Here is an 18,517-nt window from a genome sequence, read left to right on the forward strand (position 1 = left end):
ACCTGGGGCTATAGCTCAGTTGGTAGAGCGCCTGCATGGCATGCAGGAGGTCAGGAGTTCAATTCTCCTTAGCTCCACAGAAGACAGAGTGGGCCGTCCGTCAAGGGCGGCCCACTCTGTTGTGCGTTCCGGGGCGGCGGGTTCGCGGTGCGCAGATCTTCCTGGGTTGCCCTGATATTCGGTCAACAGCCTGTCTGATGTGGCCAGTTGAGTGCTCTCTTCGTGACTGGTTCTGTCCGTTCCTTGTGGTTCCTTGGGCTCTTCTTGGTGATCGCATGACCCTGACATGAACGGTTCACCGAAAGAGTGGCGAATCGCGTGAGCGTCACATCCGACGCATTCACCGCTGATGAGGTGTCGCGCACCGGCGCACCGGCGCGGCGTCACCCCGCAGCGCACCGCATCGCCACAGCAGGGGGTTACATGAGAGCAAGCCGCACCAGATCACTGCGCGCCCGCGCGGGTCTGGCCTGGGCAGCGGCGCTGCCGCTGGTCGCCGGAGCGCTCGCGCTCGGTGCACCGGCCGCCGACGCCGCGGGCCACGACGGGGGTCGGCACGCACTGCAGGGCACCAAGCCGCGATGGGCCACCGAGCAGGCCGACCAGGGCTCCACCGCCGGTTCCACCGCGGTCAACGCCCGGGTCTACCTGGCCGGCCGGGACGCCAAGGGCCTCGCGGACTACGCCAAGGCCGTCGCCGACCCGCACTCCGCCGCGTACGGGAAGTACCTGAGCCCGGCCCAGGTGGGTGCCCGCTACGGTGCCACCCAGGACCAGATAGCCAGGGTGACCGCCTGGCTGAAGAAGTCCGGCCTGACGGTCACCGGCACCACCGACCGCTACGTCACGGTCACCGGCGAGGCGGCAGCCGCCGAGCGGGCCTTCGCCACCGACCTGCACAACTACCGCAAGAACGGCCACACCTACCACGCGCCGTCGGCCACCGCCTCCGCGCCCGCGTCCGTCTCCGACGCGGTCCTGACGGTCACCGGCCTGGACAACGCGCCCCGGCTGGCCCGGCACCACTCCGCCGAACTGCCGCCGCCGTCCCCCGTCTTCCGCAACTCCGGGCCGTTCTCCACGTACTACGGGTCGCGGACCAACGAGAGCCTGCCGTCGGCCTACGGGGGCAAGGCGCCGTACGCGATCAAGGGCTACACCGGCAAGCAGCTGCGCGCCGCCTACGGGGCGAAGAAGTGGACCGGCAAGGGCGTCACCGTCGCGATCACCGACGCCTACGCCTCGCCGACCATCGCCAAGGACGCGGACACCTACGCCGCCCGTAACGGCGACCCCCGCTACCGCAAGGGTCAGCTCTCGCAGGTCCTGCCGAAGGGCTACACGCACATCGACGACTGCAAGGCGGCCGGCTGGTACGGCGAGGAGACCCTCGACGTCGAGGCCGTCCACGCGGTCGCCCCCGACGCGGGCATCGTCTACGTCGGCGCCGCCTCCTGCAACGACGACGACCTGATGGACTCGCTCGGCAAGGTCGTCGACGGGCACCTGGCCGACATCGTCTCCAACTCCTGGGGCGACGTCGAGGCCAACGAGACCCCGGACGTGGCCGCCGCCTACGACCAGCTCTTCCAGCGCGGCGCGGTCGAGGGCATCGGCTTCTACTTCTCCTCCGGCGACAACGGTGACGAGGTCGCCAACACCGGCACCAAGCAGGTCGACACCCCCGCGAACTCCGCTTGGGTGACCGCGGTCGGCGGCACCTCCCTGGCCGTCGGCAAGGGCAACGGCTACCTGTGGGAGACCGGCTGGGGCACCCAGAAGGCGGTGCTCTCCAAGGACGGCAACGACTGGACCGACTTCCCCGGCGCCTTCAACGGTGGCGCGGGCGGCGGCACCAGCAAGGCCGTCGCGCAGCCCTTCTACCAGCGCGGGGTCGTCCCGGACGCGCTGGCCAAGGCCAACGGCGGCAACGCCATGCGCACCGTTCCGGACATTTCGGCGGTCGCCGACCCCAACACCGGCTTCCTGGTCGGCCAGACCCAGACGCTGCCCAACGGCAAGCTCGGCTACGACGAGTACCGCATCGGCGGCACCTCGCTGGCCGCGCCGGTGATCGCGGGCGTCCAGGCGCTGGCCCAGCAGGCCCGGCACGGCGTCGCCATCGGCTTCGCCAACCCGGCCATCTACCAGCGCTACGGCACCGCCGCCTACCACGACGTGACCGACCACCCGCTGGGTGCCGGCCGCGACCTGGCGGTCGTCCGGGTCGACTTCGCCAACGGCGTCGACGCGGCCAAGGGCACCATCACCTCGCTGCGCAGCCTCGGCAAGGACAGCTCCCTGCAGGCCACCGTCGGCTATGACGACGTCACCGGCGTCGGCAGCCCGGGTGCCGGATACGTGAGCTCCTACCGTCCCTGACGCAGGGGCCCCGCCCCGCTCCTCCGCCACCCCGTGACCCTATGGGCGCGTCGGCGGGGGACGGGGAAAACGGGGCAGGGCCCGCGCCCGGGGCGAATCCCGGGCGCGGGCCCTGTGTGCCCTGCGGTACTCTGGCGCCATGTGTGCCGTACGCCTTCTGCTTAGCGGGCCGCGCTGATCAGTCCCGACCGGGCCCTTCGCTGTGGTCGCCCGGGTCGGCATCGGCGCGGCTTCCCCTCCTGAGTGAGGGGCATTTTTGTTTCCGCAGAAACCGTGTCCGCAGCAGCCGCAGGCAGAGACGATCGATGGAGCTTTGAGGACGATGAGCGAGACGACTACCGCTGCTGAGGTGGCAGCGCCGCACCGCTATACGGCCGCGCTGGCCGCTGACATCGAGGCACGCTGGCAGGACTTCTGGGAGGCGGAGGGGACCTACGAGGCCCCGAACCCGAACGGGGACCTGGGCGGCGACCCCGCGGCGGTTGCCCGCCCCAAGAAGTTCGTCATGGACATGTTCCCCTACCCCTCGGGTGCGGGACTGCACGTCGGCCACCCCCTGGGCTTCATCGCCACCGACGTCTACGCCCGCTACCACCGCATGACGGGCCACAACGTCCTGCACACCCTGGGCTTCGACGCCTTCGGCCTGCCCGCCGAGCAGTACGCCGTGCAGACCGGCACCCACCCGCGGGTCTCCACCGAGGCCAACATCGTCAACATGCGGCGCCAGCTGCGCCGCCTGGGCCTGGGCCACGACCAGCGCCGCTCGATCGAGACGATCGACCCGGCGTACTACAAGTGGACCCAGTGGATCTTCCTGCAGATCTTCAACTCCTGGTACGACCCGGAGGCCGACAAGGCGCGGCCGATCGACACCCTGGTCGCCCAGTTCGAGGCCGGCGCCCGGCCCACCCCCGACGGCCGGCCCTGGGCCGAGCTGTCCGGCACCGAGCGGGCCGACGTCCTGGGCGAGTACCGCCTGGCGTACGCCTCGGACGCCCCGGTCAACTGGTGCCCCGGACTGGGCACGGTGCTGGCCAACGAGGAGGTCACCGCCGAGGGCCGTTCCGAGCGCGGCAACTACCCGGTCTTCAAGGCCAAGCTGCGCCAGTGGAACATGCGCATCACGGCCTACGCGGACCGCCTGCTGCGCGACCTGGACGCGCTGGACTGGCCCGAGGCCATCAAGCTGCAGCAGCGCAACTGGATCGGCCGCTCCGAGGGCGCCCGCGTCGACTTCCCGGTGAGCGACTCCGACCGGATCACGGTCTTCACCACCCGCCAGGACACCCTGTTCGGCGCGACCTACATGGTCCTGGCCCCCGAGCACCCACTGATCGCCGGCTCCGACAACGGCACCGGCTCGATCGTTCCCGACGCCTGGCCCGAGGGCACCCACGACGTGTGGACCGGCGGCCACGCCACCCCCGCCGAGGCCGTCGCCGCCTACCGCAAGCAGGCCGCCGCCAAGTCGGACGTCGAGCGGCAGGCCGAGGCCAAGGACAAGACCGGCGTCTTCACCGGCGTGCACGCCACCAACCCGGTCAGCGGCGAGCGGATCCCGGTCTTCATCGCCGACTACGTCCTGATGGGCTACGGCACCGGCGCGATCATGGCGGTCCCGGCCCACGACACCCGCGACTTCGCCTTCGCCCGCGCCTTCGAGCTGCCCATGCGCTGCGTCGTCGAGCCGAGCGACGGCCGCGGCACCGACACCACCACCTGGGACGACGCGTTCGCCTCGTACGAAGCGAAGCTGGTCAACTCGGCCGACGACACCATCTCGCTGGACGGCCTGGGCGTCACCGAGGCCAAGGCGAAGATCACCGAGTGGCTGACCGCCAACGGCATCGGCGAGGGCACCGTCAACTACCGGCTGCGCGACTGGCTGTTCAGCCGTCAGCGCTACTGGGGCGAGCCGTTCCCGATCGTCTACGACGAGGACGGTGTGGCGCACTCGCTGCCCGAGTCGATGCTGCCGCTGGAGCTGCCCGAGGTCGACGACTACTCGCCGCGCACCTTCGACCCGGACGACGCCGACACCCAGCCCGAGACCCCGCTGTCCCGTAATGAGGACTGGGTCAACGTCGAGCTGGACCTGGGCGACGGCCGCGGGGTGCGGCGCTACCGGCGCGAGACCAACACCATGCCCAACTGGGCCGGTTCGTGCTGGTACGAGCTGCGCTACCTGGACCCGAACAACGGCGACGCGCTGGTCGACCCCACCGTCGAGCAGTACTGGATGGGCCCGCGCGAGGGCCAGCCGCACGGTGGCGTCGACCTGTACGTGGGCGGCGCCGAGCACGCGGTGCTGCACCTGCTGTACGCCCGCTTCTGGTCCAAGGTGCTGCACGACCTGGGGCACGTCTCCTCCGCCGAGCCGTTCCACAAGCTGTACAACCAGGGCATGATCCAGGCGTACGTCTACCGGGACACCCGCGGCATCGCCGTCCCGGCGGCGGAGGTCGAGGAGCACGACGGCGGCGTCTTCTACTACGAGGGCGGCAAGGTCTCCCGGCTGCTGGGCAAGATGGGCAAGTCCCTGAAGAACGCCGTCACGCCGGACGAGATCTGCGTCGAGTACGGCGCGGACACCCTGCGCCTGTACGAGATGGCGATGGGCCCGCTGGACGTCTCCCGGCCCTGGGACACCCGGGCCGTCGTCGGCCAGTACCGCCTGCTGCAGCGGCTGTGGCGCAACGTGGTGGACGAGGCGACCGGCGAGGTCACCGTCGTCGACGCCGAGCCGGACGAGGCCACCCTGCGGGCGCTGCACAAGGCGATCGACGGTGTCACCCAGGACATGGCGAACCTGCGCTTCAACACCGCCATCGCCAAGATCACCGAGCTGAACAACCACCTGACCAAGGCCGGCGGCGCCGTTTCGCGGACCGTCGCGGAGCAGCTGGTGCTGCTGATCGCCCCGCTGGCACCGCACATCGCCGAGGAGCTGTGGCGCAGGCTGGGCCACACCGACACGATCGTCCACGCGGACTTCCCGGTGGCCGATCCCGCCTACGTCGTGGACGAGGCGGTGACCTGTGTCGTCCAGATCAAGGGCAAGGTCAAGGCCCGCCTGGAGGTCGCGCCGTCGATCTCCGACGCGGACCTGGAGGCGGCCGCGCTGGCCGAGCCGGCGGTGGTCGCGGCGCTGGGCGGCGCGGGCGTCCGGAAGGTGATCGTCCGGGCACCGAAGCTGGTGAACATCGTCCCGGCGTGATCAGGCAGCACCCGGCCGGTCGGGTGAGGGGTGCCCCGCGCAGCCCCCACCCGGTCGCGGCCCTGACCGCAGGAACGCACTGCAGTCGCCTCTGAACTGGCCTTCTGCGGGCCGGAGCGGTGGACGGGAGCGGTGTCCCGCGCGCGTATAGGTGGTTTCCCCTACGGGCAGGTTGGGGGTTCGTTTGGAACCCCTGGCCTGCCCGACGCGTTTACCGTGGAGGTACGGGCGCCGGCACAGAACCGGCGCCGCCGACACCTCAGGGGAGTGCCCATGGAAGCCGCGGTCGCCATCTTCGGGTTGCTCTTCGTGCTGTTCGTCGTCGCCGGGGTGTTCCTCACGGTCAGGGCGGTCCAGGCAGCCAAGCGCGGGGTCGACCGCAAGGTCGCCCAGGCCCGACGGACGGTCGAGGACACCACCCTGCGGGCCCGGCAGTTCACCCAGCCCGGAGTCGTCGGCGAACTGGCCCAACTGCGGCTCTCGCTGCGCACGTCCATGCGGGCCACCCAGGAGGTCCTGCGGTCCGGCTCCGCCGACGACGCCTCGCTCGACGAGGCGGTCCGGCTCTTCGAACGCCTCAGCGCGCACGGCCGGGAGCTGGACGACGACCTCCGCCGCCTAGAGAGCGAACCCAGCAAGGCCAGCATCGCGGACCGCCTCCCCGAGCTCCGGGAGCGGCTGGAGCGGATCACGCACTCCGCCGAGTCGCTGCGCTGGGCCGCCCGCGACCGGGCCCGCAAGTTCGCCGAAGACGATCTGGCCGCCCTGAGCGACCAGATCGACGTGGAGGCGGGGGCCTTGCGGCACTGGACGGACGCCCCGGTGGACCGGGAGCACGAGCGGGAGCAGACGGGGGCGCCGGGCGCGGGCGGGGCACCTGGGGCCGGTCCGGGCGCGGGCGGGAAGGGGCATGCCCGGGGCCCGGTGGAGGACGAGGCGCCTGCGATCACCGCCCAGGATCCCCGCACCCGGCCGACGTATCCGTGGGAGAAGAGCCCGCGACGGGAGCCGTCCCGTTGGGGGAAGGGCGGCGGTGGCGGGACAGCAGGGTAGGCGCTGGTTCGCCTTCCCCCGTGTGGCGCGGGACCTCAAGCCCCCCGGGCTGTGGCATCCCCGGTCCCCGCGCAGCGCCCATGCGATCAGCCAACTGCTGTGCGATCATTCCGTTTCGACTCTTTCCCCTTCCCGACAGGCCGTGACCTGGGCGGACTTGGCAGAGCCTTGGTACAACCTGGAAAATCTTGGGGAGGGGCCCGCACTGTCGGGCGCCTGCGTCCCCGACTAACCTCCCAGTCATGTCCCGCCATGTCGCGATCGTCACCGATTCCACGGCCTACCTGCCGCGGGCGGCTGTCGCACGCCACCACATCACGGCCGTACCGCTGACCGTCGTCCTGGGGGACCAGGCCCTGGAAGAGGGCACCGAGATCTCCGCGAGATCGGTCGCCCAGGCGCTCCAGAAGCGCCGGCCCGTGACCACCTCGCGGCCGAGCCCCGCCGTGTTCGCGGACACCTATCGGGCCATCGCGGAGGCCGGGGCGAGCGGCATCGTTTCCCTCCACCTCTCGTCGGAGTTCTCCGGCACCTACGACGCGGCGGTGCTGGCGGCCAAGAAGGCCCCGGTACCGGTACGGGTCGTGGACACCGGGATGGTGGCGATGGCCCTTGGGTTCTGCGCCCTCGCCGCCGCGGAGGCGGTGGAGGCCGGCGGGGACGTGGACGACGCGGTGGCCGCCGCGGAGAAGCGCGCCTCGGGCACCGCCGCCTACTTCTACGTCGACACCCTCGACTATCTGCGGCGCGGTGGCCGGATCGGCGCCGCGCAGGCGCTGCTCGGCTCCGCGCTCGCGGTCAAGCCGATCCTTCAACTCGACGACGGGCGCATCGAACTGCTGGAGAAGGTCCGTACGGCCTCCAAGGCCATCGCGCGCCTGGAGGAGATCGCCGCGGAGCGGGCGGGGGACGGCCAGGTCGACATCGCGGTCCACCACCTCGCGGCGGCGGAGCGGGCGGACGCACTGGCCGAACGCCTCCGGGAACGGGTGCCGGGGCTGAACGAGCTGCACGTCAGCGAGGTCGGTGCGGTGATCGGCGCACACACCGGGCCGGGGCTGCTGGGGGTCGTGGTCTCGCCGCGATGAACTGCGATGAGCCACGGTGATCTGCGATGAGCCGTGGTGCGGCAGGTGGCGGCCGTGGGGTCGGCACCTGCCCGACCTCTGTGTGACGGCTGTTGCGGTGGTGACGACGCCGGGTTCCGGATGCCCGTGCGGGTGACGGAGTTATCCACAACTCCCCGGATATCCACGGGATGTGACGCAGATCGGCGGGATCCGCGCGAGGTGCCTACCGTCGAGGGCTATGAGCACTTATCGAACGGCTTCCTTGCCGGATACGACGTCAGTAGCGGTGTCCGTTTCCGCGCCGGAGCCACCGGCCGGACCATCCCGCCCGCCCGCTGCGCCCCCTGCGCCCCCTGCTTCCTCGACCTCCGCTGTGCCGACCGCGCGCTGGGGGCGGCGAGAACGGGACCGCGTGCGGGAGTGGAAACGCGAACGGACGCGGGCCCGAGCCGCGGCGATCTTCGGCGCCGATCAGGTGGGGCACGGGGCCGAGGCGGCACGGGGCGGCGGTACGGGGAGCGGCCGCGGTAGGGAGGACGGGAGCGCCGAGGGACGTACGGGTCCGGGAGCGAGAGGGCTCGGTGGTGGTCGCCGTCCGCCCGACGCGGGGGCGAAACCGTCGTACGGGCACCGTGCGCCGCCGTCCCGGGAGCACGACCCGCCGGGCGCCCGCCGGCAGGAACGCTGGTGGTCGGCGGTGCATGAACGGCTGCCGCTCTGGGTGCAGTTACGGTGCGGCACGACCCCGAAGGCGCTGGGCGCGCTGGCCCTGGTGCTCGTGGTGGCCGTGGGCTTCGCGGTCCAGCACTTCTGGGCGGGGCGCCCGGAGCCGGTGCGTGCGCCGGGTGTCGAGCGTACGGTTCCGGCGCCGGGCCCCGGAGCCCGCTCGCCGGCTCCGCCGTGGTCGTCGGCGCACTCCTCGTCCAGCGGCCCGGCGACGGGTGGGCCACCGGGCGGGGCGGGCCGGATGCTGGTCGTGGATGTCGCGGGGAAGGTCCACCGACCCGGGGTGCACCGGTTGCCGGCGGGCTCCCGGGTGATGGATGCGCTGCAGGCCGCGGGCGGGGTGTTGCGCGGGGCGGATCTCCGGGGGCTGAATCGGGCGCGGCTGCTGACCGACGGCGAACAGATCCTGGTCGCTGCGGAGGGCGCCGGCGCGGGCGGCCAGCCCGGGGCCGGTGGTGCGACGGGTGGCGGAAGCGGTGCCGGGAGCGGGACGCCTGGGCTGACGGGTGGGCCGCTGAGCCTCAGTTCGGCGACGGAGCAGCAGCTCGATGCCCTGCCCGGAGTGGGGCCCGTCCTGGCCCGCCACATCATCGAATTCCGCACCCGGCACGGCGGGTTCACCTCGGTGGACCAGCTCCGACAGGTGGCCGGCATCGGTGAGCGCCGCCTTGCCGACCTGCGCCCCTTGGTGACGCCATGACGTCGACTCCGGAGGACGAGAACCCTGCCGGTGGGGCCGTGACCTCGGCGGACGCCGGGGCGTCGACGGGGCGCGTCGGGGCCGGTGGCCGGGAAGGAACGCCGGGCGGTGCGGCGGAGGCGCACCAGGACGGCCGGGCCGACCCGTCGTACGGCAGGGCCGACGCGCATCAGGACGGCCCCGCCGACCTGCGACTCGTCGGCCCCGCGGGGGCGGCGTGGGCGGCGGCAGCGGTTGCCCTGGGCGCACCGGGCGGCATGGTGGCGGCGGGCTGCGCCATGGCCGTGGCGCTCGCCGCACTCGCGCTCTGGCGGGCCCGGTCGAAGGGCGGCCGGTCCGCCCGGGGGAACGACGCTGCACCCGGCCGGACCGCAGGGGCGCTCGTGGCGCTGGCGGCGGTCCTGCTCTGCGCCGCGGCGGGGGCCGCGTCCGCCGCGCTGCACGCCGCGGACGTGCGGCGCGGGCCGCTGCCCACGTGGGCCCACCGGTACGCACGGCTCACGGTGGAGCTGGAGGTGACCGACGATCCACGGCTGACCCGCCCCAAGGTGCGCGGCTCGCAGAGGATGCCGTCGGCGCTGGTGTTCACCGCCGAGGCCGTTCGTATCGCGACGCCGGACGGGCGGGTCACCACCGCCCGTACCCCCGTGCTGGCCGTCGTGCAGCAGCGCGCCGCGAAGCACGGGAAAGCTGCGGGTGAGTCGTCGTCGCCCTCGCCGTCGCCGTCACCGGAGTGGCGCAGGTTGCTGCCGTCGACCCGGATCCGGGTGGTGGCGCGGGCCGCACCGCCGCTGGAGGCGGCGGACCGGACGGCCGCGGTACTGCGGGTCACCGCCGACGGTTCGCCGAACGAGGTGGCGCCGCCGTCCGCCCTCCAACGGCTGGCCGGGAGCCTGCGCACCGGGCTGCGCCGGGCGACCGACGGGCTGACCCCGGATGCCCGCGCGCTGCTGCCCGGACTCGTCGTCGGCGACGTGTCACGGGTGCCGCCCGATCTCGACGACGCCTTCAGCACCACCGACCTGACGCACCTGCTCGCCGTCTCCGGCAGCAACCTGACCATCGTGCTCGCCCTGCTGATCGGCCCACCCCACCTCGCCGCCCGGGCCGAACGCCGCGGACTGGCCCGGCGTCTGGGGCTCTCGCTGCGCGGTACCGCCCTGGTCGGCGGAGCGCTCGCCCTCGGCTTCGTGGTCGTGTGCCGCCCAGACCCGAGCGTGCTGCGGGCCGCCGCCTGCGGTCTGATCACCCTGCTCGCCATCGGCACCGGCCGCCGCCGCTCGCTGCTCCCCGCGCTCGCCGCCGCCGTCCTGCTGCTGGTCCTCTACGACCCCTGGCTGGCCCGGCGTTACGGCTTCCTGCTCTCCGTCCTGGCGACCGGCGCGCTGCTGCTGCTCGCGCCCCGCTGGAGCGCGGCCCTCCAGCGCCGCCGGGTGCCGCCCCGGCTCGCCGAGGTGGTGGCCGCCGCGGCCGCCGCCCAGGCGGTCTGCGCACCCGTCGTCGCGGTGCTCGCGGCGCGGGTGGGGCTGGTCGGCGTGCCCTGCAATCTGCTGGCCGAGCTGGCCGTGGCACCCGCGACGATCCTGGGCTTCGCGGCGCTCGCCGCCGCGCCGGTCGCCCTGCCGGTCGCCAAGGCGTTGGCGTGGTGCGCGGGTTGGCCGGCCGAGTGGATCGCCGCCGTTGCCCGCACGGGGGCGGAGCTGCCGGGCGCGGAGGTCGGCTGGCCCGGGGGCTGGGTGGGTGGGCTGATGCTCGCCGTCGCCACAGTGGCGCTGCTGGCGGTCGGCCGCCGGGTGCTGCGCCGCCGCTGGTTGGGCGCACTGTCCGCGCTGGCCCTGGTGCTTGCGGTGTGCCGCCCCGCGCCGCTGACCCGCGTGCTGACCGGTTGGCCGCCGCCGGACTGGCGGGTGGTGGCCTGCGATGTCGGGCAGGGGGACGGGCTGGTGCTGGCGGCCGGCGACGGCACCGCGCTGGTGGTGGACACCGGGCCCGAGCCCCGTGCCATCGACCGCTGCCTGACCGGGCTGGGCATCCACCGGATCCCGCTCCTGATCCTTACGCACTTCCACGCCGACCATGTGGACGGCCTGCCCGGGGTGCTGCGCGGCCGTTCGGTCGGCGCGATCGAGACCACGACGTTGCAAGAGCCCTACGAGCAGGCGAAGTTCGTGCGGGAGGCGGCGGCCGGGGCCGGGGTTCCCGTGCTCCGCGCGGCACCGGGCGAGCGGCGTCACCTGGGTCCCCTCGCCTGGGAGGTGCTGTGGCCGGGCGCATCCCCATGGCTGCCGTCGGCCGGTGACGGTGCGTTCTCCGGCCCCAACGACGCCAGCGTTGCCGTGCTCGTACGGACCGGCGGACTGACGGTCCTGCTGCTCGGTGATCTCGAACCCCCCGCGCAACAGGCGCTGTTGGCCGCCCACCCGGAGCTGGCCGCCGTCGACGTCCTCAAGGTGGCGCACCACGGCTCCGCCTATCAGGACCCCGAGTTGATGCGGCGGCTGACACCGCGTCTGGCCCTCATCTCGTGCGGCGCCGGAAACCCTTACGGGCACCCCGCTCCTCGTACCGTCGCCGCGCTGCGGGCCGGGGGCACGCGGGTGCTGCGTACCGACACCGAGGGCGCCATCGCGGTCGTCGGCACCCCCGGCAGGCTGTCCGCGGTGGTCGGCGGGCGTCGGTCCAGGAGACGGTCGGCGACACGGCCCACAGGTCGGCCCGCGGCTCGGCCCATAGGCCGGGGCAGAGGCCGGAGCGCCGGCCGGAGCGAGGGTCGGGGCGCAGGTCAGGGCCGGGGCCGGTGTGGTGGAGTCGCGGGGCGGTGGGGTGCCGACGCCGTCGGTCGGGAGCCGGGCGGCACCCTCCGGCCGTGCGACACACGGGACGGATCGTGCGGTATGCGGAGATCCGTACGAAGAGGAAGACACGTACGGCACGCTGGGGTGAGAGCGGCGCCGAGAGCCACGCCGCGCGTGGGGAGCCACGCGACATGACAGAGGGAATGGAGAGGACGCACACCTCATGGACGTTGTCACCGCCGATGCCTATCTCCGCCGGATAGCCGCTGTCCGGCCGGCCGCGCCCGACGCCGAGGCGTTGTGTGCGCTGCAGCTGAGTCATCTGCGGGCCGTGCCGTTCGAGAACCTCGCCATCCACCTGGGAGAGGAGATCGTGCTCGAGGAGCAGCCGCTGCTCGACAAGATCGTCGGGGCGCGTCGGGGTGGGTTCTGCTACGAGCTCAACGGTGCCTTCGCCGCACTTCTCAGGACGCTGGGCTACGAGGTCGAGTTGCTGTCGGCGCGGGTGTGCGGGCCCGATGGGCTCGGGATTCCGTACGACCACCTCGCGCTGCGGGTGCACCTGCCCACCGGTCCCTGGCTCGTGGACGTCGGCTTCGGGCGGAACAGCCACCACCCGCTGCGGTTGGACAGTGCCGAGGACCAGGAGAATCCCGGGGGCGTCTTCCGAATAGCGGAGACGCCGCAGGGCGACCTCGACGTCTATCGGAACGGGGAACCGCAGTACCGCCTGGAACAACGCCCGTGTGAGCTCAGGGACTTCGAGGCCGGTTGCTGGTGGCAGCGTACGTCGCCGAAATCGCTGTTCAGGAGGTCGTTGGTCTGCTCGCAGCTCACGGAGACCGGTCGGGTGACGCTCTCCGGGCGCACGCTGGTGATCAGCGACGCCGATGGCTCCCGGGAGGAGCGCGTGCTGGACGCGGCCGAGATCCTCCCGGCGTACCGCACCCACTTCGGCATCGAGCTGGAACGGGAGCCGGTCCTCGTGAGCGAGTGAGGAGGCGAGTGGGCGAGGGAGGGCCTGGCCCAGCGGCGGGGGAGTGGTGCGTTCCTCGGTGGCCCTCTGCCCGGGGTGGGGTTACTCGGCCTCGCGCCAGCCTTCGTATTCGGCGGCGAGGGCGTCCAGGCGGGCGGCGTCGTAGGCGGCGTCGGGGTCCTCGACGACGACGAGCCACTGCGCGTCCTCGGCGTCGTCCTCGCCGGCCAGGGCGTCCCGTACGACCTGGGGCTCCTCGGCGACGCCGAAGCGTTCGGTCAGGGCCTCGGCCACCTCCTCGGCGGCGTCGCGGTCGGGGAGGACGAGTACGTGGCGCTGGTGGCGGGTGTCGTTCACCGGTCCATTGTCGGGCAGCGGCGCCAGGCGGGGCACCGGGGTACGGGGCGCCTGGGGACTGAGCACCACGGGACGGGCCCCGCCCCCTGCCCCCATGTCCCCGCTCCTCGCCCCGAATGCCGGTCGCCGGTCGGTGGGATCAGGGCCGGGATCAGCTCGGGATCGAGCGGGCGCGGACGTGTCGAGCGGGCGCGGACGTAGGGGCCTGGCGGGCGGTCGGGTCCGCGCGCGGAGGGGGTTGTCGGTGGGGCGTGGGATGCTGGGACGCGATGGCCAGGAAGACAGCTAACGACGATCCGCTCGCTCCCGTCACGATCGCGGTGGGGCAGGAGGAGCTGCTGCTCGACCGCGCGGTGCAGCAGGTGGTGGCCGCTGCCCGGGCGGCCGACGCGGACACCGATGTGCGCGACCTCACCCCCGATCAGCTCCAGCCCGGCACCCTCGCCGAGTTGACCAGCCCCTCGCTCTTCGCCGAGCGCAAGGTCGTGGTGGTGCGTGCCTCCCAGGACCTGTCCGCGGACACCATCAAGGACGTCAAGGCGTATCTCGGCTCGCCCGCCGAGGAGATCACCCTGGTGCTGCTGCACGCCGGCGGCGCCAAGGGCAAGGGGCTGCTGGACGCGGCGCGCAAGGCGGGCGCGCGCGAGGTGGCCTGTCCCAAGATGACCAAGCCGGCCGACCGGCTCGCCTTTGTGCGCGGTGAGTTCCGGGCGTCCGGTCGCTCGGCGACGCCGGAAGCCTGCCAGGCACTGGTGGACGCCATCGGCAGCGATCTGCGCGAGCTGGCGTCGGCGTGCGCGCAGTTGGCCGCCGACATCGAGGGCACGATCGACGACGCCGTGGTCGCGCGCTACTACACCGGCCGGGCGGAGGCGTCGAGCTTCACCGTTGCCGACCGGGCGGTCGAGGGCCGGGCCGCCGAGGCGCTGGAGGCGCTGCGCTGGGCGATCGCGACCGGGGTCGCCCCCGTCATGATCACCAGTGCGCTGGCACAGGGCGTCCGGGCCATCGGCAAGCTCGCTTCCGCCCCGCGTGGCGCCCGCCCCGGCGACCTCGCCCGTGAGCTGGGCATGCCACCCTGGAAGATCGACCGGGTCCGGCAGCAGATGCGCGGTTGGTCGGCGGACGGCGTGGCCACGGCGCTGCGCGCGGTGGCCGAGGCCGACGCGGGGGTGAAGGGCGGCGGGGACGACCCCGAATACGCCCTGGAGAAGGCCGTGGTGACGATCGCGCGGGCGGCCCGCTCGCGGTAGGCGGCCGAGACGCTGGGCAACCGGCAACCGGCAACCGGCAACCGGCAACCGGCAACCGGCAACCGGCAACCAGCAACCGGCAACCGGTGCCCGGGTACCGCACCTCGCGGACCGGGCACCGCGGATCACCCCCGCAACCGCTTGAAGGTCTCCTTCGCGCTGGATTCCAACATCGTGGCGATCTCGGCGGAGCTCGGCGGCTTCCCGTTGCCGCTGCTCGGCGTGTAGCTGGACCACGTCGACTGGTACGTCATCCAGCCGTCGCGGACGGCGAGGATCACATACGCGCTGTTGTTGCTGCCGGGGGTGTCGCTGCGGGTCACGAGGTACGCCTCGTCACCGATGCCGCTGACGGGCTCGACCTTGTACGAGACCGAGGTCTGCTGCTTCTCGTACGAGCGGTAGGTATCGGCGAATTCCGGGCCCGGGTCGGCCTTCTTGTGCAGGGTGACGGAGTTGTAGACCCAGGTCGAGGAGTAGTCGTTGGTGCCGGTGGTCTCCGGGGTGAGGGAGATGTTGCACCACATCGAGTCCATGGAGTTCATCCGCGAGCCGCTGTGCTGCGGGTTGGGCGGGGACGACGGACCCGATGAACCCGACCCCGACCCCGAGCCGGTGCTGTCGCCCGTGTTCGGCTTCGCCTTGTAGTGGGCGTTCTCGAAGGGAGTCAGGGAGGTCGCGGCGCACAGGTCGTCCCGGAACGCGTAGCCCTTGAGTTCGGGGTCGGGCGCCGAGGAGAAGGCTCCGGTGGCGAACATCACGGAGGCTCCGATCGCGGTGGCGGCCACCGCACCACCGAGGGCCCACAGCCAGCCGGAGACGCCCCGCCGGGCCGCCCCGCCAGGGGCGCCGCCGCTCAGCGCCCCGTACGCCGCGCGCGGCACGCCGGGCGCACCCAGCACACCTGGTGCACCCGGTGGGCCTGCCGCGCCCGGCATGCCGGGGCTGCCGGCCGCCGGGTAGCCGTAGCTGCCCGGTCCCTGCGGTGCCGCGGGCGGTGCTCCCGGCGGCGTGCCCTGCGGGATCGGCCGGGCGTAGGGGTTCTGCTGGGCGGGCATCGGGCCGTAGCCGGGAGGAGGCTGCGGCGCGGAGAAGGGATTGTTCTGGTCCCCCGTATTGGACATGACGGCAGAGTAGTGGACGTTCCTGGCACCGGAACCCGCCCGGGGCACGCGGAAATCCGAACGATGTCTGCCGGACGGCAGGCCCCCGGACGAGGTCCGCCGGACGGCAGGAGCCCCGGGCGCCGCGCCCTCCACCCAAACGAACGACCCCACCCGCCCCAAAGGGGCACAGGTGGGGTCGTTCGTATCCAGTTTGGGTGGCTGCTCGGCGGCTTGGGGGCCGCGGAGGAGCCGGGTGCGCCGCACCCGCGTGGCGAACGCAGGCCGTGTGCGGCGCGGTGCTGCACCGACAGGGAGCGGAGAGAGGGGCCGCTGGGTCCCTGATCGACAGGGTGACCGCGACGGGCGCGGTCGGGCAGAAGGTCAGCCCTTGAGGCCGGCGACCTTCTTGGCCAGCGCCGACTTCTTGTTGGCGGCGTTGTTCTTGTGCAGAACACCCTTGCTGACGGCCTTGTCGAGCTTCTTGGCCGCCAGGGCCTGCGCGGCGGTGGCCTTCTCCAGGTCACCGGCCTCGATGGCCTCGCGGGTGCGACGGATCGCGGTCTTCAGGGAGGACTTGACAGCCTTGTTGCGCTGACGAGCCTTCTCGTTGGTCTTGATCCGCTTCAACTGGGACTTGATGTTCGCCACGAAAGAGCCTTTTCAGGTTCGTTGGAGTTTCGAGTTGCGCCGCGCACGAGAGAGGGCACGAAGCGCAGTGGACCAGGCTACCAGCAGGTCCGAAGCGCCCCCAAACCGGGCCATGGGCGGGGGAGCGCCGGGGCCCCTCGCGGCCCTGCCTCCGTGGATCCTCGGTGGATCTTCCGTGGATGTCGCCCGCTCCGTGCTCCGGGTCCCGTCCGGTGCGTGCCGGGGGCGCCCCGCCCGTCCCCGATGCCCGAACCGCCCCACCGCCGCCGGTCATGGGACGATGGGGGGACATCACAAGACCGAGTCCCGCCTACCCGCGTTCACTGAATGGACCCTGCGTGCCCGCGACCCCTACGAACGTGCCGGAGCCGAGCCGTACCGACCCGGCGCTCCTCCGTAACTTCTGCATCATCGCGCACATCGACCACGGCAAGTCGACGCTCGCCGACCGGATGCTCCAGCTGACCGGTGTCGTCGACCAGCGGCAGATGCGCGCGCAGTACCTCGACCGCATGGACATCGAGCGCGAGCGCGGCATCACGATCAAGTCCCAGGCGGTCCGGCTGCCCTGGAGCCCCTCCGAGGGCGAAGAGGGAAGTGGGACCACCCACATCCTGAACATGATCGACACCCCGGGCCACGTCGACTTCACCTACGAGGTGTCCCGCTCGCTGGCCGCGTGCGAGGGCTGCATCCTCCTCGTCGACGCCGCCCAGGGCATCGAGGCCCAGACCCTCGCCAACCTCTACCTGGCGATGGAGAACGACCTCACGATCATCCCCGTCCTCAACAAGATCGACCTGCCGGCCGCGCAGCCCGAGAAGTTCGCCGCCGAGCTGGCGAACCTGGTCGGCTGCGAGCCCGAGGACGTGCTGAAGGTCTCCGCCAAGACCGGCATCGGCGTGCCCGAGCTGCTGGACAAGGTCGTCCGCGAGGTGCCGGCCCCGGTCGGCGTCAAGGACGCCCCCGCCCGCGCGATGATCTTCGACTCGGTCTACGACCCGTACCGCGGCGTGGTGACCTACGTGAAGGTCGTCGACGGCACGCTCTCCAAGCGCGAGCGCATCAAGATGATGTCCACCGGCGCCGCCCACGAGCTGCTGGAGATCGGTACGAACTCCCCGGAGATGACCGCCGCCGACGGCCTCTCGGTCGGCGAGGTGGGCTACCTCATCACCGGCGTGAAGGACGTCCGCCAGTCCAAGGTCGGCGACACCATCACCCAGCTCAACAAGGGCGCCGAGGAGCCGCTGGGCGGCTACAAGGACCCGAAGCCGATGGTCTTCTCGGGCCTGTACCCGCTCGACGGCTCGGACTACCCGGAGCTGCGCGAGGCGCTGGACAAGCTCCAGCTCAACGACGCCGCGCTGGTCTACGAGCCGGAGACCTCGGCGGCCCTGGGCTTCGGCTTCCGCGTCGGCTTCCTGGGCCTGCTGCACCTGGAGGTCATCCGGGAGCGCCTGGAGCGCGAGTTCGGCCTCGACCTGATCGCCACCGCGCCCAACGTGGTCTACCGCGTGGAGATGGAGGACGGCGCCGAGCACACCGTCACCAACCCCAGCGAGTTCCCCACCGGCAAGATCGACGTGGTGCACGAGCCGGTCGTCCGGGCCACGATCCTGGCGCCCAGCGAGTTCATCGGCGCGATCATGGAGCTCTGCCAGACCCGGCGCGGTTCGCTGCTGGGCATGGACTACCTCTCCGAGGACCGGGTCGAGATCCGCTACACCCTGCCGCTCGCGGAGGTCGTCTTCGACTTCTTCGACCAGCTCAAGTCCAAGACCCGCGGCTACGCCTCGCTGGACTACGAGCCCACCGGCGAGCAGACCGCCGACCTGGTCAAGGTCGACATCCTGCTGCACGGCGACAAGGTCGACGCGTTCTCCGCGATCACCCACAAGGACAAGGCGTACGCGTACGGCGTGCGGCTGGTCGGCAAGCTGCGCGAGCTGATCCCGCGGCAGAACTTCGAGGTGCCGATCCAGGCCGCCATCGGCAGCCGGGTCATCGCCCGTGAGACGGTCCGCGCCATCCGCAAGGACGTCCTCGCCAAGTGCTACGGCGGTGACATCTCCCGTAAGCGGAAGCTGCTGGAGAAGCAGAAGGAGGGCAAGAAGCGGATGAAGATGGTCGGCAACGTGGAGGTGCCGCAGGACGCGTTCATCGCGGTGCTGTCCTCCGACTCCGAAGGCGAAGGCAAGGCGAAGAAGTAGCGCAAGCGGGACGCGCGG

The 18,517-nt window shown here is 72.2% G+C and carries 12 protein-coding genes and 1 tRNA gene; 10 read left to right on the plus strand and 3 right to left on the minus strand.

The window, feature by feature from the left end; genetic code table 11:
- Nucleotides 1-4 precede the first annotated feature (4 nt).
- From SNOUR_RS26275 to SNOUR_RS26310, 8 genes are all read left to right on the plus strand, one after another.
- A tRNA-Ala gene (locus SNOUR_RS26275) sits at nt 5-77 on the plus strand.
- A gap of 346 nt (nt 78-423) precedes the next feature.
- Nucleotides 424-2,382, plus strand: coding sequence for a S53 family peptidase (locus tag SNOUR_RS26280; RefSeq protein ID WP_067351668.1), 1,959 nt, complete (start codon nt 424-426; stop codon nt 2,380-2,382).
- Nucleotides 2,383-2,704: 322 nt separating this feature from the next.
- The gene (locus tag SNOUR_RS26285) at nt 2,705-5,602 is read left to right on the plus strand and encodes a leucine--tRNA ligase (RefSeq protein WP_067351670.1); all 2,898 of its coding nucleotides are present in this window, start codon (nt 2,705-2,707) and stop codon (nt 5,600-5,602) included.
- A gap of 273 nt (nt 5,603-5,875) precedes the next feature.
- The gene (locus SNOUR_RS26290) at nt 5,876-6,655 is read left to right on the plus strand and encodes a hypothetical protein (RefSeq protein WP_067351673.1); all 780 of its coding nucleotides are present in this window, start codon (nt 5,876-5,878) and stop codon (nt 6,653-6,655) included.
- Nucleotides 6,656-6,897: 242 nt separating this feature from the next.
- Nucleotides 6,898-7,743: a DegV family protein gene (locus SNOUR_RS26295; RefSeq protein ID WP_067351675.1), complete on the plus strand. Its 846-nt coding sequence runs from the start codon at nt 6,898-6,900 to the stop codon at nt 7,741-7,743.
- A 679-nt stretch (nt 7,744-8,422) separates the two neighbouring features.
- Complete coding sequence (locus SNOUR_RS48485) at nt 8,423-9,151, plus strand: ComEA family DNA-binding protein (RefSeq protein WP_312633754.1); 729 nt, start codon at nt 8,423-8,425, stop codon at nt 9,149-9,151.
- The gene (locus SNOUR_RS26305; protein ID WP_079142889.1) at nt 9,148-12,141 is read left to right on the plus strand and encodes a ComEC/Rec2 family competence protein; all 2,994 of its coding nucleotides are present in this window, start codon (nt 9,148-9,150) and stop codon (nt 12,139-12,141) included. Before SNOUR_RS48485 ends, SNOUR_RS26305 begins: the two co-directional genes overlap by 4 nt.
- A 28-nt stretch (nt 12,142-12,169) precedes the next feature.
- Nucleotides 12,170-12,943: an arylamine N-acetyltransferase family protein gene (locus tag SNOUR_RS26310; RefSeq protein ID WP_067351678.1), complete on the plus strand. Its 774-nt coding sequence runs from the start codon at nt 12,170-12,172 to the stop codon at nt 12,941-12,943.
- An 81-nt stretch (nt 12,944-13,024) separates the two neighbouring features.
- On the opposite strand, the gene SNOUR_RS26315 is transcribed toward SNOUR_RS26310, so the two are convergent.
- Nucleotides 13,025-13,279: a hypothetical protein gene (locus tag SNOUR_RS26315; RefSeq protein ID WP_067358795.1), complete on the minus strand. Its 255-nt coding sequence runs from the start codon at nt 13,277-13,279 to the stop codon at nt 13,025-13,027.
- A gap of 269 nt (nt 13,280-13,548) precedes the next feature.
- Between SNOUR_RS26315 and holA the strand changes: the two genes are divergently transcribed.
- Nucleotides 13,549-14,532: a DNA polymerase III subunit delta gene (gene holA, locus SNOUR_RS26320; protein ID WP_067358797.1), complete on the plus strand. Its 984-nt coding sequence runs from the start codon at nt 13,549-13,551 to the stop codon at nt 14,530-14,532.
- 125 nt (nt 14,533-14,657) lie between these two features.
- Here the strand turns inward: holA and SNOUR_RS26325 are convergent, their stop codons facing one another.
- Nucleotides 14,658-15,656: a hypothetical protein gene (locus tag SNOUR_RS26325; protein WP_312633757.1), complete on the minus strand. Its 999-nt coding sequence runs from the start codon at nt 15,654-15,656 to the stop codon at nt 14,658-14,660.
- A 363-nt stretch (nt 15,657-16,019) separates the two neighbouring features.
- Nucleotides 16,020-16,286 carry a 30S ribosomal protein S20 gene (gene rpsT, locus SNOUR_RS26330; protein ID WP_039636481.1) on the minus strand — a complete coding sequence of 89 codons (267 nt, stop codon included), beginning with the start codon at nt 16,284-16,286 and terminating at the stop codon, nt 16,020-16,022.
- A gap of 338 nt (nt 16,287-16,624) precedes the next feature.
- On the opposite strand from rpsT, the gene lepA reads away from it, so the two are divergent.
- On the plus strand, nt 16,625-18,499 hold the full coding sequence (lepA, locus tag SNOUR_RS26335; RefSeq protein ID WP_079142892.1) for a translation elongation factor 4: 1,875 nt from the start codon (nt 16,625-16,627) through the stop codon (nt 18,497-18,499).
- Nucleotides 18,500-18,517 lie beyond the last annotated feature (18 nt).

Source organism: Streptomyces noursei ATCC 11455 (assembly GCF_001704275.1).
In the GTDB taxonomy this organism is placed as follows: Bacteria; Actinomycetota; Actinomycetes; order Streptomycetales; family Streptomycetaceae; genus Streptomyces; species Streptomyces noursei.